Here is an 18,472-nt window from a genome sequence, read left to right on the forward strand (position 1 = left end):
GCGTATGCGGATGAAGTCCGCGAGCTTCTGGAATCAACCCCCAACAACTGATCACGGAAACCGCCCAGGTACGCCCAAGCCCAGCCCTAAAAAGCTGGGCCGAGGACGTAGACGAGGACGCCACATTGCGTACTCCCCAAACAGGACGGTCAGTATGTTTTCAGGTAACAAGGCAATCGCATTTTGGTTCGCGGCTATGGTGATGCAACTGGTTGTTTCAACCGGAGTGAACGACTGGGTTGGCCGGGTAGCGGTATTAATCGGGGCCACATTCTCTGCCTGGCTTTTCATGGATGGTTTTATGGCTGCTATGCGACCTGTAAAGCAATACGAATTCAAGGAGGCCAACCAGCCTTTGAAAACGGGCACCGACAAACCCACGGTGGGTTGAGGGGAAACCCATGGGTCTGCCGACGCTAGCTGAAGTGAGGTCGAACAGCGCCCACGGCAACCAGGAAAATACCGTGCATGAATAACTTCAAAGATCACCAGCAAAAAATTGTGAAGATATTTCCGATTATAGCTCTAGCAGCCCTAGTCGCTTGGGGCTGTTGGGCAGTTAAGGAGATGATCCATGGTCGAACGTTAAAAAGTTACCGGTCGGCCGGGGAGTTACTGATATCAAATAATCACTTCGTCAAAACGACCACGGACGAGTTTTCAGTCGTAGGCGATGATTTTGTGTTCGATTCTGGACGCACTGAGAGGGTCGAGCTTCGAACTTTTAGGGATGGCACTCAGCAACTATGTCTTTTGCCATTTAACGAGCTTTATTTCGAGCAATGCCGCTACATTTCAACCAAGGCCGACAGCGACGGAATATAGGAAAATATGACATGTCGATCACCAATGCTCCGCTTGTTCTGTACGTGTATCGCTGCACCGTGTGCGGCCAAGCAGGCAAGTTGCATCTGCCTGAATCATCGCCCGAAGTGACTACGGCCTGCTCCGCGTGCGGTGCCGAAGTCCTGGCCGAATGGGATGGCGGCGTAGAGCTGGTCACCGATCAACCCGAGTAACGGAAAAGTTCATGATCTTCACCGTTCGTTCGAAACAGGTTGAAATCAGGGCTGCGAAGCGCTTCCGGCTGCTACCAGGTGGCGACTTCTCCGCACCAGGTCACGCACTGATGAATTGGCTGGGTGTGGTGGTTTTCATCAAGCCAGCCCCCCCGAAGATGGATGCATAGGAAAAAGCCCAGCCCTAAACGAGTTGGGCCGAGGCAGCGCGGCTTGGCCACCAGCTCGTTGCTGGCCGGGCCGTTTCTCCCCACCACTGGATTGAGGTTGGGCTCTTCCGGATCGACTACCGCGCCCGGATGTGGCACGGCACCGATCCTGAAATTCCCTACGGCGTTTTTCCTCTGGATGGGAGGCTTTCAGCCCAATACACCGGCAGCAGAGTGCAAATTGATCCCCAGCCCCCTTCTGTCTACGAAATTTTGATCATGCCGCCATTCGGCATCGGCTCTCCCGTGGCTCGTTGAGTCCGGTTGGGATTCCCACCTCATGCCGTAGCCTGATGGCATCTCCTGGAAAGTTCGGATCGCCTTATGTCTCACAACACCGCCACCATCAACGAACTGTTTCGTCTACGCGACAAGGTAGGCCTCTCAACAGCTTCGGGCTTTAAGGCCCGTGTGCGCTTCGTGCAGCTAGCCTATCGCAACAACCTCGTGCGTGAGATCACCAGCTATCACTTGTGGGATCGGGGGTATGAAGGACTTGGCGAACGCACTTTTGATACCTGCTTCGAGATGGGCGACAGTCCCGAGGTAATCGCAGAGCTGATCCGTGACGCGCGAGTACACGGCTATACAGGAAACATCGAGATAGAGGTGGGTAGCCCGGATTGCTTTGCCCGCTGGTGCGGATATGCTGACCGCCAGCAAGAACTTGCATTCTGAGAACTATCACATTTAGCTCTCTCGACCCTGATCTGTGGCAAGATCCATCGCTAGCGGCGACCTAATTTAAGGACGATTGATGGCTATTAATTTTGAACCCAAGATAGGTCAAATCTTGGAATGCAATTACGGCGATTATCAGTACGATGAAAACGGCGTCATAGTTTTCAAGAACTATGACTATCGCTTGAAGCCCGAAATGATAAAAAACCGCTTGGTTGTTGTGCTCAACGCGCGCATCGACCCAAATGCCTGCATTGTCGTGCCGCTATCGACAACAAAGGACATGGGCAAACTCAGCCGTGGGCTACACGTCGAGCTGGGGAGCGACCTGATTGACGAGCTACCGTACTTCAAGCAACAGACCAGGTGGGCCAAAGCGGACCTCGTTGAGCAGGTCAGCAAACAGCGCCTATTCAAGCCCAGGGCGATGCGTGGTCATCTTGAGCAGGTGCTATCGCGAGAGGTCGTTACCCTGATTCAGACAGCAGTGATTAAGGCCGTTAACGCTGGTGGATTGCTGAAATAGCCTAGGTCAAATGCTTACTGAATAGTTGACATAAGTGTCAGCTGACCCTATTATTTGCCACGTAGCCCTTGAGGCACTTGAGTTTTATCCCCCTAGAGGGACCTGCAAAGCCCGGTTAATCACCGGGCTTTTGCCTTTCTGAGATTCCCCCTCCCCTTCTCTACCCCCCCTTCCTTCAGAGGTTGCCGCTGGGCGTCACATCCCAACCAGGCAGCATCGGCTTTCTCCAACCGCACATCCTACGCTTATCAGGTAGCCACCAGCATTCCATCCCACCTGCTATGTGCTTGGGTTGTGTCTCGCAAATGGGATAATCGGAGCCTAGATTGCACTCGACCGCTCTGAAAAGGAACCCTATTCATGCGTACTCTGGTACTGCCGCTCAAAGGCGAGTATTTCGACGCAATCAAGGCCGGGATCAAGCCGGAAGAATTCCGGGCTGCCACGCCCTATTGGCGACGGCGTTTGGATGGACAGAGCTTCGACCAGATTGAGCTGACACGGGGCTATCCGAAGCGCGGAGACGACGCACGAAGACTTGTGTTGCCCTGGAAGGGCTATCGCTTGACGACGATCGTTCATCCACACTTCGGCGCAGATCCAGTCGAGGTTTTCGCCATTGATGTCTCGCGCTAAGGATGCGGTTCAGTGAATCCGATCAAGCAGCATTTCCGACTGAAAAAACCCTGTGCGAATTGCCCTTTCCTCAAGGAAGGAGCCATTCCGCTAAGCCGCGGGCGCTTGGAGGGGATTATTTCTACCCTGATCGAGGATGATCAATCTACTTTCCAGTGCCACAAGACCGTGCATTCAAAACGGGGTGGCAACTGGGACGATGAGGGGAACTATGAACCCTCGGGGCACGAGTCGATGTGCGCTGGAGCTGCGGCTTATCTCATGAAGAAAGGCAGGCCGACCTTGGGTATGCGGTTCGCTTTTGCCACCGGCGATGCTTCCCCCAACGACTGGGATTCAGTACGAGAGATCGTGATCGACTGACTTCTTGGGTTCTCATCACTTCGGGTTAGGTTCGTCCTAACGTTCCCGATAGCAGCTGATGAGCACCATGGCTAAATCAAGACACGCAAACGCAAAGACCGAATCCTCGAGCCCGGCAGAACACCGCAAAAACCTCATTCGCCTGCTCAACGCAAACAGCCATCGCCATCACTTGTGGGATGTGTTTGCGGACTTCTGCGAAATGGGCGCGCTAGCGATGAGCAACAGCGTGGACCTGGGCCAGCGTAATGAGCGTGAAAAACGCTACATGAGCATCATTAAGAAGTATGAGCCGAGTGAGGTGCATCGGTTTCCCCAGATGCTCGCTGAACTCACCATGGCAATGGAATATGGGCCTGACGATGTGCTTGGCCAGGTATTCGGCGAATTGGAGCTGGGGAACAGCTCAAGAGGACAGTTTTTCACCCCTTACCCAGTCTGCAAGCTCATGGCCTCACAACTCTTTGGGGATGGTGCAGATCTGCGCAAGCGACTAGATGAGCGAGGCTTTATAACGGTCAACGAACCAGCATCCGGTGCGGGAGCTATGGTGATCGCGATCGCCGAAGCATTGGGAGACAAAGGCTTCAACTACCAGCGCTGCCTCCATGTGACTGCGCAGGATGTCGACTCCCGCGCAGTTCATATGACCTACCTCCAGCTCAGCCTTCTGCACATTCCTGCAATTCTGATCCTCGGTAACACGCTGGCGCTGGAAGAACGGGAGCTGTGGTACACGCCGGCACACGTTATGGGTCTATGGCGCGCCAGGCTAACGCGCCACCAGGCCATGGCCAGCGAGATCACCAATCCTCCAGACGAAAATACTACGCCCGTCCTGTTCCGGGACTTGGCCGCTCTCACTGCGCCCCCCGCAACCAGTGGCCAACAAATCGCACTGTTCTGATGAGTATTGCTGGCGGAAATATCTCCGACACACCGGAGGAAGATACAGCGCCCTGCTCCCGCTCAGGGCAGTAAATGCATCAACTTGAGTTGGCATTTTCTCCCGCGCTGGCATGCTTATTCCTCAAACATCATTGGAGCTCCATCTATGCGCAAGCTGTTTATCTACACCCTCGTTGGCCTCTCGTTGGCCGGCTGCGACTCGTCGCGAGATTCGGGGGCCGCAGTCGGTACCGGTGCTGTCGAACACGAGCGCACTTTGCACTACAGCAAGGCAGAAGACGGCTCGACCGTGATTCAAGCTACTCGCATCACAAACGACCAGCGAGCAGTCGATACGGCAGCGGGGGAGGACGCGGTGCAAAGCAGGGGGGGATTCATGAATCAGGTCGCTTTCAAAGACTGTGGCCGTGTGAACTTTGCCAGAACGGGGCCTGGCGAGGGCGTTGTTCAAGGCATCCACACCGGGCGCGGAATGACTGCTAAATGCAAAATCCGAAACTGGGATGGTCAGTGGCATATTGTTGAAAGCAAATAACCGAAGCGAACACAAAGGAGCAATCATGGAAGTTGTTACAATCAAAAATATTAAAGAACTAGGTGATTCGCAGAAAGAAGAAATCTTGCGTATGGCCTATCGCTATAGCCAGGATTTGGTCAACCGACCAATAAGTACTACCCACCCGATGTTCGGCGTAGTTCGTGCGTGGATGCTGACTGACATCCAACTTCAACTAGACCCAGCAATTAGCCTGATGATCAATTCAGAATTAGTAATCGCTGTAAATGCCGCATCAACTATCATAGGTTTTATGACCCTAACCCGTGCTAACGACTCCGAAACTGCTTGTGGCATCAATTATATTTGCGTCGATTCAGCCCACCGCAATCAGGGAATTATGACTGCGATGATTTCCAGCCTAAAACCACGCTTCACCGACATAGCGCTGAGCTGCTTTCCAACACTCGTAGAGGCGTATGAAAAGATCGGATTCGTAATGTGCGAGGCCCAAGGGGCTCAAGTCGCTATGCGAATTGGCGGTTCCTACAATATGAACGTCATAGACCCGAACTTCCTGAACAGACAAAGTGCGGTTTCTCAAGAAGCTCAACGCTTGATTAGCGAACTTGGCGGGGATCGGGCTGTTGCTATCAACGATGAGTATGACGCTGAAACAAAGCGAATATCTCAAGAGGTTGCGTACTTCGTTGAGCAACGCAAGAACCCTTTATCCATCTAGGCGCTATCCGTTCCGAAAATGGTCTGTATGCCAACAATTCCAGCGTATCGCGAGCCTATTATGATGCCCAAATTCCCTCATCTTTCTGCAATTCATGCCCCGGTCAGCGTGAGCGCCAATGGCTATTACGCGAAGTATGGAGCAAATATTTTTGGGCGTGATTTCGTGGTTGGCGATATTCATGGTGAATTCAGCAAGCTATCGAAACTGTTATCTTCGGTAGGATTTGACGAATATGCAGACAGACTATTTTCGGTAGGTGATTTAGTTGATAGAGGGCCAGAATCACACCAAGTTGATGACTGGTTGAAGAAGCCTTGGTTCAAATCTGTTATGGGGAATCATGACTACTGGTGTGTTGAAGGCGGACTAGATACCGAACCAGTTGGACACCGGAAGTACGGTGGAGAATGGTTTTATTCCCTTACCTCTGACGAGCAGAAGTCCATAGGGCTTGCTTTACATGGTCTACCCATCGCTATTCAGGTCGAAGGCCGCAACGGCGAAAAGTTTGGAATTGTTCATGCTGAATGCACATGCCTAAGTTGGTCGCGCTTCGAAGAGGCTCTGACAGGTGAGTTAGGCGACTCTTATAGGAACTACCATGCCACGGAAGCAATGTGGCGTAGGTCTCGACATGCAAATCAAACAACCATCCCCGTTGCTGGTATCGACAGGATCTTTGTAGGCCACACGAAAGTCGCCGCCGTCCTTGATTTAGGGAATGTTCGATATATTGATACTGGTGGTGTTTTTGAAAACGGGCTATTGACCATAGTTGAAATTGGCGGCTCAGAAGCCATCCATTCGATCTGATCAGGCAACAACCCGGCCGAGGATTCAGGCCTGCTGCCGGGTGGGCGACTCCCCCTCTCCTCTCCCCTACCTCACCTGGTCCAGGTACTCATGCTCTCGTCGGTCGGCCTCCTCTGCTTCCTGGAATGGTCATACTGCTCGATAGCAACTGTGGGCTATGGTGTGGGACGTAATATTTGGGTTTTCTAGAATCCCTTATAGGTTCTGGCCTGTAGCCGTTTTGTATGGGGATACCTTATCCTCCTACATTCCGGCGAGATCTGGCGCGATTGCAGTATCAGCGCCTGCGAACAAACGAGCCGCGAGGAATCCGTAGTGAAAAACCATGCTTCGAATGAGCACGCTCAAAACGAGCCGATTTCTGGTGAGATTTACCACGTCACGCCAACCCGTAATCTTGAGTCCATCTTCCGTGACGGTTTACGGCCGCAGATTGGACCTCGCTCCGAACTACTCGGTGAAGCCAAGGAAATGGTCTATTTCTTTGGGTCGATGCTGGCAGTAGAAGACGCACTCAGTAACTGGCTTGGTGAAGCGCTTGATGACGAGCCTGGAGCGATTTCCGTTCTCGCCGTTGATCGCTCCGGTTTACACCTCGTTTCAGATGCGGGGTACGAGCTTGCTTGCCTTCACCTTGTCCCACCGGAGAACATTTCTCTCGCTTTTCAGGATGACGTGCCGGTGGATGAAAAGAATGGCCCGGTGACCGAGGGCACCTCATGAGCAAACTGACCCCTAAGTTCGTCAAGGATGTCGACCAGCCCGGCTCCTACCAGGACGGCCGAGGGTTGATTCTTCGTGTGTCAGCTACCCTGCGGAAAAGTTGGGTCTTTCGCTATATGCTGGCGAAGCAACGGCACGATCTAGCCCTGGGGACCTTCCCTGCCTTGAGCCTCAGAGACGCGCGGCTGGAGGCTGACAAATACCGGCTCGATATCGCACGTGGCGTCGATCCAGCCGCTGAGCGTGCGAAGGTCAAAGCTGCCAAAGCCTCACGAACCACAACGAGCCACACGTTTCGGGCTTCGGCAGAAAGGTACATCCGCACGCATTCATCAAGCTGGTCTAAGAAACATCACCAGCAATGGCAAAATTCACTCACGAAGCATGTCTACCCTGCCATAGGCGGATTTCGGATAGCCGAGGTCGACACGGACGATATCCTGGATGTGCTGACGCCGATCTGGAGCAAGATCCCCGTCACGGCGAACCGCGTCCGGAATCGCATAGAGCTCGTGCTCGATGCAGCGAAGGCACTGAAGCTTCGGCAAGGTGAAAACCCCGCACGGTGGCGTGGTCATCTCGACAAGCTCTTGCCCAAGCAATCGCATACGGTAGTCCCCTTCCCGTCTCCGACACCTTTACGCACTGCCGAGCTGTTGGCCAGGCTCGATTCCCTGGATGGGTCAGCAGCTCGTGCTGTTGAATTCGCAATTCTGACTGCGACCCGTAACCAAGAGGTGAGCGGGGCCCAGTGGCCGGAAATAGATTGGGAGGAGAAAATCTGGTACATCCCAGCAGAACGCATGAAAGCGGGCAAGGCTCATCGGGTACCCCTTACGGAGCAAATGCTCGAGGTGCTACGGCAGCAGGTCGGAAAGCATGACAAATGGATATTTCTCAACTCCTGGCGAACAGGCCCTATTCCCGGCAATGCCATGGCAAGGGTGCTCGATCAGCTCCAGGTCGATGGCGTCGTACCGCATGGGTTCAGATCTACTTTTCGGACGTGGGCCGCAGAAGAAACCGATCACCAGCGAGAGGTTTGCGAAATGGCTCTCGCGCATACCCTCAACAGTAAGGTTGAAGCAGCATATAACCGAGGTGACTTGCTGGATAAGCGTCGCGCCCTGATGAAGGATTGGGGGGACTTTCTTGTCGCCAACGCTCCTCAGGTGCAAGGTGAGGTATCGGATCTGGTTTCGGAGCTTGCCCCTGATGCTGGGTCAGATCTGGCCAAGGTTCTGCCGGCCGCTTGACCACCGAGGTGAGGGCGCTCTGCCAGAAGCGCCCTAATAACAACCAATTTTGCCTGAACTGTGCCCCCCTCCCTCGCAGTTCCTATATTTCATAGGTGAGATCAGAATGGAAGTTTCTGCTCCACCACCATAGCTGTGGCGTTGTACTTCCTGCCGATCCGGAATGTGTCCCCCATAGTCGTGATAGTACGACCACGAAGATCGGTCGCTTTCTTGTCCTCAGCCAGGAAGCGCATGGCATCGGCAATCCGGTGCGCGAGCTTGCCGATCGCCTGGTTGTATCGGTCAGCACTACGACCGATCTCCAGGGCAGCATCCAAGGTTGCACCATGCAACAGGGCGTCGGCCACCCACTCACCGACCTCTTTAGCCGTGTCGTGATCGTTCTTGCGGTCTGCGACCTTACCGAGCAGATAGAACAGAAAATCGTCGTCACGGTTCGCCGCCCACCCGTTGATGAAGTGGCACTCCATCTGGAACACGTCGAACAACGAGTAGAGGGTGCCATCCGACAGCATGGACAGTTCTGGGTAGAGAGCTCGCAGCTGCGGGAATTCTTCCTCCCCGTACTCCGGCACCTCATCCGTCGGGTCGTTCAGCGTTTCCAGGCGCAGGCCGGCAGCCTGGGCCCAGACCTCTGCAGCTCGTTCTTGAGCATGCTTGGCGGCATGAGCGATATCGCCACGCCACTTCGCTTCAGTTTCCTTCACGGCGTTGAACATCACCTCCGAGACTGGCTCAAAGCCCGCCTCGAACTCGACGTTACCCAGCGCCGTGTAGACCCAGCCTTCAGCCGCCGGCCCTTCGGGGATTTCAGGCCGGGCCGGCAGCAGCGCCAGATCCAAGGGATCGCGCAGCGTCATCGGCTGCCCGCGATAGGTGAAGTCACCACTACCAGGGAGAACACCACCCACCAGTAGGTTGGCGAACGCGGCTTTCACGTCGCCCTCCTCCTGGAAATCCCCCGGCATTCGAGCATTGAAGGGGCGGTGCAGGATTAAGCGGCCAGTCGCCCGAGATTCAAGGGTGGCTGTGTCCATCGCCGCAAGAGTTTCCGTTTGGTAGGGAACCGGCACTACTCCCCAGGCCTCGACGGCTTCCTTGGCAGAAACAGTTGCTTCGGCAATCAAGCTGAGAGCCAGTTCTTCGACCGTTAAGCTGCGGGCCATCTCTTGCAGCTGTGCATGCGGCTGCTCCTTCTGGCGCTCTTTCACCAGGTGTACCAGCTTGTCGAAGACAAACACCTTCCCGTCATTGACCAGGTAGGTTGCATTAGGTACGCCAGACACCTTTCGCAACTCTTCCTTCAGCGTGTCATTCAGCCCCCCCAAAAAGTTGCTGTACTCGTCCACGAACAGCATCCGCAGTGGCTCAGTTTTGACGTGTTTGTCGTCAGACATGACTCAATTCCTTTCCAGTGCCTCAATGGGCATAAACGGTGACCAGTTACCCGCCGAGCAATAATTCATTCGCTGGCTTGGCCGAAAGAGGTGCCTCGAATATTGTTGGCCTCGTCGCAGATCCGGGCAACCTCCAGCATCGCTTTCAGCGCTCGCTCCTCCGTTTCCTTCGTGGCGAATGCAATCATGAACCCATGCAGCAGGCCTGCGAGCATTGCCCCACTGTCCGCAACGTTACGGTTCCCTGCCACGGCGGAAAATTGCTCCAGAAGGGGAGCAGGTGCCTTCAGAAGAAATTCCTGCCCGAGGGATTTTCCGATACTTGCCGCATGGACACACTGGTGAGCCAAGGCTTCTTCAGGCGACATCGGTGTACCGTCATAATGCTCGAATGACGCCTTTACATGGTTGCGACCGTGCATGCCGGCGGCGATGCTTTCAGCTCCCTGGCGGATCTTCTCAACTGCAATACTGGCTATGCTGAAGTCTGTTTGCGCTTCATCCATAACCGCGGCCAACAGGCGTTCATCGACATTTTCAGTGCTATCCATTTGATCCTCCGTTGATAATTATTTACCTCCATTTCAAGTTCGCATTCAATTGAAAAAACCCAAGCTCCCGGTGGCCAAACCTAACTCACAAAAAAGGCCGGGTTCACCGGCCTTTTATTTTAGAAGATCCGCGGTAGCGCAAACTCACTGGGTTCGCCATGTCTCGACTACAGCAGCGCCATGCTCTTGCTTCCACTCCTTGAGCGTCTTGTGGTTGCCGCCCTTGGTCTCAACGAGCTCACCCGTGTTGGGGTTGCGGTAGACCTTGACTGCTCGTTGCGCACGAGGTTTGCCAGGCTGATGGGTAATTTGCTTTCGATAGTCCGGATCAAGAATCGCGATGATGTCGCGCAGGCTCTTGCCATACTCAGACATCAAGGCCCGCAGCTTTTTCTCGAACTCCATCTCTTTCAAAAGGGCTTCATTTCCGCTCAGCTTCTCCAGTCGTTCCTGAAGCTCCTTGATGGCTTCCTCTGTGGCTCGGTATTCGGTGATGAGGGACATCTTGTCTCCTTGGTCTGGGTTACATGGCCCTGAGCCGTGACGGTGCGCGCCAGGCTTGCTAGGGCTGCTGGTTAGATCATGCCTGCCGATGCAAGGAATGCATAGCCCGCAAGGAATCCGGCGGAAGGCCAGAATGCGTAAAATTGAATGTCGACGAACAGTTTCTTGTTCATGGCGTCCAGGAGGGCTAAGCCTCCTCCTCCAAACGGTTGATTTCGGCAATTACGCCCTGCATGTTTTCGATCGCAATTTCGGCGGCTTCCCGGGCCTTGCCGAACAGTGATTCCTTACCTTCAAGCAGGGAGTCGAGGCGGTTGTTCTCGCGCCGGAGCTGCTTCGCAATGGAATCAAAGTCTTCACCCTCGGGAGGTTTCTTGCCCTGGAGCTTGAGTTCCATGGCTTCGGACTGCTTTAACATTAGATCGCGAACGACAGTACGCTGAGTCGCACTTTGCTCGTCGAAGCCATTGATGCTTTCGAAAACCTTCACGGCTGCTTTCACACTGGACAAGGCTTTGGTGCCAACTTCGGACTTCCCTGCCTTGGTTTGAGTGGCTGCCTGTTGAGTATTCACGCCAGGTGCAACATTGCTGCTCGAGGGAGCGCTGCTACCACCAGCCTGGCCGCCGCCGGCCTCGGCCGTGTTTTCTTCGGTACAACCCTCAGTCATCTGATGAGAAATACTCGCCGTACCCTCCTGGGCCTTGTTCGTAGCATCTGCATCATCAGCGGAAGGGATGGACGCAGAGCCACCCTCGCCACCGAAGAGGTTCGGGCCAAAATCCATTACGGTGTCGTCCTGAGTTGTTTGCATGCGGGGTACTCCTTTTCTGTTCGGGCTTTAACCTATGAAATCACCCTTCCAGAAAATCCCAACACTCATGTCTCCTCAGCATATCGGGCCTGCATTTTTGCCTTCACCCGATTTTCTAGCCTCTTGGCTACGTCAACAACGAATGCAAGGAACTGAAGATCCAGGCCCTCTTCAACCTCATTCATGATGTCGTCGGCAACGCCCTCAGCTTCTCGGCCAAATTGCATTCCAGCATCAGCCATTTCGAACAGGAGCTGAGCCGCCGGCTTTCTCTCATAGGTATAGAAAACGTCCGATTCTTGCTCAATCGCGGCTATTTGGTTTGCCGGTGCATCAGGGGCTGATGCGCCATCTTCATTTTCATCATCGTCAAGCGGTACTGGCGGAGGCAGGAGACCGTTTTTATCTGAGAGCGGAAGTGGCTTATTAGGCATCGCAGGTTTCGACCTACCCTCCTCCCTCATGTCCTTCGCAGCCTTACGAATTGCCTTAGGCCCGCGGCTACACAGTTCTTGCTGTGCTTTTTTTTCCAGCTTAGCCACCTGCTCCGCTGCGGATACGCTTACGTCGCCGGCCTTGACAGCATCCAGCAGCTCCGGGGTGCCGTCTCGGACAACCTTGCACGCAGAAGACACAGAGCGCGGACTGATACCCAGTACTTTGGCTGCCTCCTCAATAGCCATTTTTGCGGCTTCCAGCTCCTGCCCGGCGGCCTTTTCCAGGTCAACAGTGATAGCGCTACTCCCGCGCAGTGAGGACAGCTCGGCAGCGATCAAAGCCCGTTGTGCAACGGTGAGCTGCCGGCGATAGAGGTTAAGCGAGAGGACATAACCTAGGGCATCATCTCCTGTGTATTCCTCTGTTCGGGGTTCGATCAGCAGATCTTTGCAAACGCGGTACCGGTTGCGCCCATCAAGGATCTTTCCTTCATAGAGAACGATCGAGGCACGCTGTCCGTTGACATCAATATCTTCAAGCAGGGCTTCGTAGTCATCTCCGATGATTAGCGGAAATAGCTGAGCGTAATCGTGAAACTCAAGATCATAGCTTTGCATAAGCAGCTTCTCGTTCCTGTTTTATCCAAGAACGATACGTCGAAGACGCGCACAAGTGACGCTTTTTCAGGTCGTTTTTACGTCTGAATTCGCGATCATTGTTGCTACCCTAGGCTCAATCTTCATTCAAAAAAAAACCCTGCCGTATAAGCAGGGGTTGGTGTTCTAGAGAAGCCCAGACAATAAAAAATCTAAATTAAATCTTCTCTTGAAGTTGGCTTATTAGTTCTTCGAGTGCTGCTTGATCCGGTTTTGTGTCAACGAATCTAAGCGACTTGTCTGAAAGGACTTCCATGACACCCCATTTCAATTCATGCAAATCCTGGCCCGGCTCTGGTGGCGTCTCCCAGTAGGGAAAGCTTCTGACTACATGGGGCGGCATCTTTGTGATCATGGCTGAATCTCGGTATTTTCTGTCAAGGCAAAGGCTGCATGCTAATCAGTGTATAGATATACAGTTCCGCATCACTACACAAAAACGGCGTCAAAAGGTCGTCATTTTTCAGCTCGTAAACGGGTCGCAGAACGGCAAAAACCTATAAAAAGTTGTTTCATAGCACAGCATAAGCTAGGGCCATGTCTACAGCAAACACTAGGCCATCACAGACCATTTAAGGCGTAATTAGTTTCATTAATTGATGCTTTGAGTTTTCTGCCCGGCGTAAGCTCGATCCTTTACACACAAGGAAGGCGAACAGGCTGGTGAAAGCATAGATTACTACGAGGATCTATGTAGATCATTTCCCGACCGGAGCCTGGGATGCTCCGGGACAGCCTCCTTTGAGCTTCCCTGCTAGGCCTGCGGCCTCCTGGCCTACTCTCTGCTCGCACTAGAGCAACAGAGTAACGAATGAGCTGGAGGGTCAATTGCGATTCGTGCAAAAGGATGCGCTTGTGCGATTCCTTGAGGTCAACTTCACTCGCCCAGATCTCGGAGCAAGGCACCGACGCTGGTTCACCCGCACTCACTCACTGACACCTTTGGCCCAAGCCAACCTTGCCTGCGCACCTCGTCCATCGCCGCTTCCAACTCAGGGATCGAGGATATGTCGCAAGAAACCGTCGGTTTTTTTCCTTTGCGGTCTGTAGGCAACTGCAATATCACCTGTTCAGGATCGCTCAGTGACACCTGGAACTTTACGCTCGGAAGCCCGCTGAAGGTGATGCTCGCCTTCGTTTGGTTCACCTCAGCTGAGGCCTGTCGCACCTCACCTTCGTGCTCATACGCCAGCGAGATACGGTGTTTGGTTGAATTGCTCATAGATAATCCCTGGAGCTTGGTCCACGCAAATTTGCGTAACGCTTAATGCTTTGTTCTGAGCCCGCGCTTCACCGCGGATGAACCGATCTTCGCTGCTCAACATGTGAATCCGAGCGGGGGCTGAACACTTCAGCCAGTGCTCTGAAATTACCGAAAACAGCTCAATCCGGCTCAGGCCGTGCAGGTGCTCAGGCTCAATCTTTGACAGCTGTGCGAGAGCGGCGAATCGTGTCTGCGGTTGCACCACTCTGTGTTCTGGTTGCGCGACTGCGGTTGCCATATGTCCTTATCTCGTAGTCTAAAAGACCATATTCTGTCATGGCACATCGCCTTCGTGTGCACGTTTTCTAACCTGTTTCGCGTCTGAAATATTTAGTTACAAAGCAAATGTGAATCATTCGCTCTCGATCAAAGAACGGTCAATTGTCTTTAAAAAGGCCTCGAACTGCTCCGCAATCAGTTTCGCGTCGACACTTTTCTCACAACGAAGCTCGACTTTTTTTCCTTCTACGCGAACCCGGCCAATACCACTGATCTCAGTATCGGCGAATTTGCTGGACGAGTTTTGCTGGGTCCGTGAAGCAATTTCCTTAGCTAGCCAACGTAGGGCGTGTTCTTGTGTCCATTGCTCATCACGCATCGCCGTCACGGCTCGCAGAAGTAGTTCGGGCTCTTTGCTGCTGAATTCAATAAAATCCTTTGCCCGCTTCCCACCGATGAGTCCTGGATTCGTGTCCAGAATGGCTTTCACTTCATTAGGCAGGTCCATCAGCAATAGGCATCTACTCACTATCGAGTGATTGACTCCTAACCGGCGGCCCAGCGCCCTGACAGATGGCTCACCTCCAGAATCCAAAATTTTTGCGTAAGATTTACCTCGCTCGTACTCCGTGAGCGCTTCTTGGCCTTCGTTGTCCGTCAGCGCAAGGATCTGCGCCAAAGCGTCGTCCATTTCACGGACGTATGACGTAATGGTCTCCCGGCCCAGCAATTTGTGAGCACGCCATCTGCGCTCACCGCCGACCAGCTCATAAATGCCATCACCTATAGGTCTGACAGTGACGGGCTTGGCCAAGCCAACAGAAGCGATCGAATTTGCAAGGTCTTCGATAGCAGCCTCGCTGAATGCCAGACGTGGCTGGAATGGCGATACCCGTATATTGCTGGTGCTGATCTCAGCTATGACACCGTTCGCGGCTCCCGTTTCAAGAACCTTGCCGGAGACTTTAGCCTGGCTATTCTCGCCCTCGATGCCTGCTACCGCTTGCTCAGCAACAGGCTCATTGACCTGTTGCTGAGCAAGCATTTCCCTAACCGAAACTCTTAAATTGGGTTCAGGCAATTCCGCCGGCGTCCTTTTGACGCCAGACATCCAGGTAGGCGCATCTTTTGGCTTTCCTGGAAAATCCTCTGACTTAGCCATAATTTCTCCGTCAATTAACCGCTGTAACGTGGAGCGCATCTAATCTTTGGGCCTGCTGAAGATCTCAAGTGGTGCTCGGAGCACCAGTTAAGCTCAGCAGACTGATGGTGCTCCGAGCACCAGTGAAGCTCAAAACCCAGGTGGTGCTCCGAGCACCAGTGAAGCTCAAAACCCAGGTGGTGCTCCGAGCACCAGTGAAGCTCAAAACCCAGGTGGTGCTCCGAGCACCAGTGAAGCTCAAAACCCAAGTGGTGCTCCGAGCACCAGTCACTGAGAAGCAAACTCCCGGACTTTTTGGAGTGCTTCGCTAAAAACTGAGCGCATGGAGTCAATAGTTTTGCTGGTAGCGCCCTTCCATACGATCAGAGGAATGCCTTGATCCAGCGCTTTACCATAGTCTTCTGAGTAATAGAGCTTTTCTTCAGCAACCCGACCAGGGAAGAGATCGTTCAGAACGACAAGGTTATTCAAGATGCGTTTACGGTTCCTGATGAACATGGTCGGGATTGCTAGAACAACAGGGGAGCGACGGTATGCCTTGGCAAATCGAACCATCCATTCATTCAGCCGCATAAGGGCGCGGAAAGAGAATTTATCCATCCGAACAGGGCAGATAACAAAGTCGCTAGCGACGATGGAGTTTTTTGTGAGTCGAGAAGCGGTAGGGGCATTGTCGAAAAGGATCACGTCATAGGCTGACGTATCAATACCGGGAATCTCTCCAGTCCTGGCTCGCTCTAGCCAGTCTGCATACCAGAAATCCATATTGTTCTCTGCGTCTAAAGCAACAACAAGATCCTCGAGGTACGCATCAGCTGGGATGAGGTGGGGGCCGTTCTCGCCGAATGGCTTTTTGATGACTTGCTCAAAAGACAATGGCTCGAATTGTCGACCTCTCAGCTCTGGGCTCAGAAGGTTCCCTAGGTTGCCCTCAACATAGCGCTCTGGAGGAATTCCCATCGATTCAAGGTCAGACCTTGCCAAATCTGGGTCATACCCCAGCTCACTCGACGAGTCGCCCTGGGGATCATTATCAATGATAAGAATCCGGAGCCCTTGCATCTGGAGGTAGATTGCCAGGTTGACCGTTACGGTCGTTTTTCCCGTGCCGCCCTTGGGAACGAAGGTTGATATCACAACCTGCCGTGGTAGCCCCTTTGCTTGACCTTTCGCTCTACGGATCGCTGCGATATCGAAAATATCACTCAGGGTATAAGCCCGAGTTGGGACAGTGCCGCGAGCAATGCGGCGAATTTCCAGCCCGTTTTCATCCTCAATGTCCTGAAGACGACGGGTAGTCAATCCAAAACAATCGGCTGCAAATTTTGGGGGGTAGAGGAGGGTGGAGAAATCCGTGAAATAGACGGATTCCTCTTCAAACTGCTCGCTTGGCTGCTGCATGACGATCCCTGCATTGTTGAATACAGGTGAATCATAATACGTTAAGTTGCTTTTTCAAGAAAAATCATGGTACAGGCTGGGTTTTTGCCTGTAAAACCGAACTGGAAACGGCTTTTTCCACCTCACAGTTCGGCTTGGCTTGGATGTTTTGGAGACTAAACCCGAATTCACGCTAGGTAAAGCGAGAGCCGATGTCAGCGGTCAGGCGTACTGTTTTTGGGCATCGGTGCGTGCACGTTTGAAGTCCGCGCTTATGTAGTTGACTGTGAATTGGGTGTCCATGGGATGCGATTCGACCACTACCTCGGTGGAGCCAGACAAGAATGTGATGTTCTCAAACCCGTGGCTGGACTCGTCTGTGCCAATTTGCAGCTGGCTTCTCAGCCCGCTTAGCACTTCCTCCAGGTGAAGTTTGTCAGCTTTTACCGTAGCGACATCCAGTACCCCTTCAGCGTTGAAGGCCAGCTGAATGTCAGTGACACCCTCCAGGTTTACCTCCCATTCTGAGAGATTAAGTACCGGGCCGCCGGTGTAGGACGTACCAATCTTGTCGATGATGGTGTAGTGCTGCTGGACGTCGACGATCGTCGTAACGCCTACAGTCAGGCTTACCGGCTCCGGCGCTATGACAGCCATGCTGAGCAGATAAGCTGCGACGCCCGCGAAAGCGGCAGTATTCATTGGGTTCCTCCAGGTCATATTCGGATGGGATCATTTTCTCCTCGCCGACCTGGTGGGTGTGCTGCTTTCGAACCGAATTGTCGTCGGAAAAACAGCCATTGGATTGTGAGTCTGCTTTTGGTTTTTCAACCCTCAGAAAATTAGCTTTTCAGTTTTAAAAGCCTTTTAACTGTTTTTCTCTTGTTGTTCTCTTGTTTTTAGAGAGCTGGAGCCCTTGTATTACGTGGCCTCCAGAGGATCATCGACTACAAATTACGGCATTGCGACTACACATTCCGGCTTTGCGACTATGGATTACGGCTGAAGCGACTACAGATTCCGGCTGTGACGACTACAGATTGCGGCCGTTATCCACAGGCCGGATGGAGGGCCTGGGCTGTGTCTAACGACTACAGATTCCGGCTGCTGGATGCTGCACGTAGCACGAGTTTGAGTTTTTATGGCTCGATTTCAAGCAATTTTGTGTTCTGAATTTGCCTGAGTGGCGTTTCTTTGGATAGAAATCGCAGTAACCCATTGTTTTTAAATGATATTTTAAATTACCCGTCGCTTATTTGACGTTTTTCAGTGGTTTGCCCTCTGCCTTGGTGGATTCGCCAATAAATAGTCTTTGAGCTTCACCGTTGGACCTATCGACTACAGATTACGGCTATTTTTACAGTCATCAGCTCGATGCGACTACAGATTACGGCTGTGCGTGGACGAGTATGACCAGGCAGTTTTGCAGCCCTATCTTCGGTATCGACTACAGATTACGGCTGTGGATCAAAGCTGTCCCACGCTATCGACTACAGATTACGGCTGTTCTACGTGGCGAACGGACGCCAATCGACTACAAATTACGGCTACTGCCTATCGACTACAGATTTGTCCCTTGTCTTGCGATTGGATGAGGTGGTTGGCTGTGAGGCCCATTTTTACTGGGGTCTAGAGCCTAACCGACTCCTGGGTATCGACTACAGCGTAATCTCTCTGTAGGGTTCCGTTACTAATCGTGGGGCCAGAC

At 53.0% G+C, this 18,472-nt stretch carries 23 protein-coding genes; 14 read left to right on the forward strand and 9 right to left on the reverse strand.

The genetic code is table 11. The annotated features are described in order from the left end of the window. The first annotated feature begins 154 nt into the window (after positions 1-154). The 14 genes from LQ249_RS31365 to LQ249_RS31430 all read left to right on the forward strand — a co-directional run bounded on the left by LQ249_RS31365 (position 155) and on the right by LQ249_RS31430 (position 8,376). Positions 155-391, forward strand: coding sequence for a hypothetical protein (locus LQ249_RS31365; protein WP_020190240.1), 237 nt, complete (start codon positions 155-157; stop codon positions 389-391). Positions 392-468: 77 nt separating this feature from the next. Beyond that, positions 469-825: a hypothetical protein gene (locus tag LQ249_RS31370; protein ID WP_020190239.1), complete on the forward strand. Its 357-nt coding sequence runs from the start codon at positions 469-471 to the stop codon at positions 823-825. An 11-nt stretch (positions 826-836) separates the two neighbouring features. Beyond that, positions 837-1,019: a hypothetical protein gene (locus LQ249_RS31375; protein WP_016502332.1), complete on the forward strand. Its 183-nt coding sequence runs from the start codon at positions 837-839 to the stop codon at positions 1,017-1,019. 11 nt (positions 1,020-1,030) lie between these two features. Next, entirely contained in the window at positions 1,031-1,189 is a 159-nt protein-coding gene (locus LQ249_RS31380) for a hypothetical protein (RefSeq protein WP_020190238.1), read from the forward strand. Between the two features lie 363 nt (positions 1,190-1,552). After that, the gene (locus tag LQ249_RS31385; RefSeq protein ID WP_020190237.1) at positions 1,553-1,906 is read left to right on the forward strand and encodes a hypothetical protein; all 354 of its coding nucleotides are present in this window, start codon (positions 1,553-1,555) and stop codon (positions 1,904-1,906) included. A gap of 79 nt (positions 1,907-1,985) precedes the next feature. Beyond that, positions 1,986-2,435, forward strand: coding sequence for a type II toxin-antitoxin system PemK/MazF family toxin (locus tag LQ249_RS31390; RefSeq protein WP_011077935.1), 450 nt, complete (start codon positions 1,986-1,988; stop codon positions 2,433-2,435). Positions 2,436-2,795: 360 nt separating this feature from the next. Next, positions 2,796-3,071 (forward strand): hypothetical protein, encoded by a 276-nt coding sequence (locus LQ249_RS31395; RefSeq protein WP_011077934.1) that lies wholly within the window; start codon positions 2,796-2,798, stop codon positions 3,069-3,071. Between the two features lie 12 nt (positions 3,072-3,083). Next, on the forward strand, positions 3,084-3,434 hold the full coding sequence (locus LQ249_RS31400; RefSeq protein ID WP_020190236.1) for a hypothetical protein: 351 nt from the start codon (positions 3,084-3,086) through the stop codon (positions 3,432-3,434). 58 nt (positions 3,435-3,492) lie between these two features. Next, a complete protein-coding gene (locus LQ249_RS31405; RefSeq protein WP_232566659.1) occupies positions 3,493-4,341 on the forward strand; it encodes an N-6 DNA methylase in 849 nt (282 codons plus the stop codon). A gap of 147 nt (positions 4,342-4,488) precedes the next feature. Further along, positions 4,489-4,878 carry a hypothetical protein gene (locus LQ249_RS31410; protein WP_020190234.1) on the forward strand — a complete coding sequence of 130 codons (390 nt, stop codon included), beginning with the start codon at positions 4,489-4,491 and terminating at the stop codon, positions 4,876-4,878. 25 nt (positions 4,879-4,903) lie between these two features. Further along, entirely contained in the window at positions 4,904-5,581 is a 678-nt protein-coding gene (locus tag LQ249_RS31415; RefSeq protein ID WP_020190233.1) for a GNAT family N-acetyltransferase, read from the forward strand. A 60-nt stretch (positions 5,582-5,641) separates the two neighbouring features. Further along, on the forward strand, positions 5,642-6,397 hold the full coding sequence (locus LQ249_RS31420; RefSeq protein WP_232566660.1) for a serine/threonine protein phosphatase: 756 nt from the start codon (positions 5,642-5,644) through the stop codon (positions 6,395-6,397). Between the two features lie 315 nt (positions 6,398-6,712). Then, positions 6,713-7,120 (forward strand): hypothetical protein, encoded by a 408-nt coding sequence (locus LQ249_RS31425; protein WP_011077928.1) that lies wholly within the window; start codon positions 6,713-6,715, stop codon positions 7,118-7,120. Beyond that, positions 7,117-8,376, forward strand: coding sequence for a tyrosine-type recombinase/integrase (locus tag LQ249_RS31430; RefSeq protein WP_011077927.1), 1,260 nt, complete (start codon positions 7,117-7,119; stop codon positions 8,374-8,376). The genes LQ249_RS31425 and LQ249_RS31430 overlap by 4 nt, the downstream gene beginning before the upstream one ends. A gap of 101 nt (positions 8,377-8,477) precedes the next feature. Here the strand turns inward: LQ249_RS31430 and LQ249_RS31435 are convergent, their stop codons facing one another. From LQ249_RS31435 to LQ249_RS31475, 9 genes are all read right to left on the reverse strand, one after another. Continuing rightward, positions 8,478-9,776 (reverse strand): hypothetical protein, encoded by a 1,299-nt coding sequence (locus tag LQ249_RS31435; protein WP_232566661.1) that lies wholly within the window; start codon positions 9,774-9,776, stop codon positions 8,478-8,480. Between the two features lie 65 nt (positions 9,777-9,841). Then, positions 9,842-10,327: a hypothetical protein gene (locus tag LQ249_RS31440; RefSeq protein WP_232566662.1), complete on the reverse strand. Its 486-nt coding sequence runs from the start codon at positions 10,325-10,327 to the stop codon at positions 9,842-9,844. A 144-nt stretch (positions 10,328-10,471) separates the two neighbouring features. Then, positions 10,472-10,831, reverse strand: coding sequence for a histone-like nucleoid-structuring protein, MvaT/MvaU family (locus LQ249_RS31445; protein ID WP_011077924.1), 360 nt, complete (start codon positions 10,829-10,831; stop codon positions 10,472-10,474). Positions 10,832-11,018: 187 nt separating this feature from the next. Beyond that, positions 11,019-11,645, reverse strand: coding sequence for a hypothetical protein (locus LQ249_RS31450; RefSeq protein ID WP_016502327.1), 627 nt, complete (start codon positions 11,643-11,645; stop codon positions 11,019-11,021). Between the two features lie 65 nt (positions 11,646-11,710). Next, positions 11,711-12,700 carry a hypothetical protein gene (locus LQ249_RS31455; RefSeq protein ID WP_011077922.1) on the reverse strand — a complete coding sequence of 330 codons (990 nt, stop codon included), beginning with the start codon at positions 12,698-12,700 and terminating at the stop codon, positions 11,711-11,713. A 955-nt stretch (positions 12,701-13,655) separates the two neighbouring features. Further along, the gene (locus tag LQ249_RS31460; RefSeq protein WP_011077920.1) at positions 13,656-13,961 is read right to left on the reverse strand and encodes a hypothetical protein; all 306 of its coding nucleotides are present in this window, start codon (positions 13,959-13,961) and stop codon (positions 13,656-13,658) included. Positions 13,962-14,355: 394 nt separating this feature from the next. Beyond that, complete coding sequence (locus tag LQ249_RS31465; RefSeq protein WP_232566663.1) at positions 14,356-15,384, reverse strand: ParB/RepB/Spo0J family partition protein; 1,029 nt, start codon at positions 15,382-15,384, stop codon at positions 14,356-14,358. A gap of 267 nt (positions 15,385-15,651) precedes the next feature. Continuing rightward, a complete protein-coding gene (locus tag LQ249_RS31470) occupies positions 15,652-16,785 on the reverse strand; it encodes a ParA family protein (RefSeq protein ID WP_016974331.1) in 1,134 nt (377 codons plus the stop codon). A gap of 201 nt (positions 16,786-16,986) precedes the next feature. Next, positions 16,987-17,466: a hypothetical protein gene (locus tag LQ249_RS31475; RefSeq protein WP_011077916.1), complete on the reverse strand. Its 480-nt coding sequence runs from the start codon at positions 17,464-17,466 to the stop codon at positions 16,987-16,989. Positions 17,467-18,472 lie beyond the last annotated feature (1,006 nt).

Origin of the sequence: Pseudomonas sp. 7-41 (assembly GCF_021233075.1) — a bacterium.
GTDB classification, from domain to species: domain Bacteria; phylum Pseudomonadota; class Gammaproteobacteria; order Pseudomonadales; family Pseudomonadaceae; genus Aquipseudomonas; species Aquipseudomonas veronii.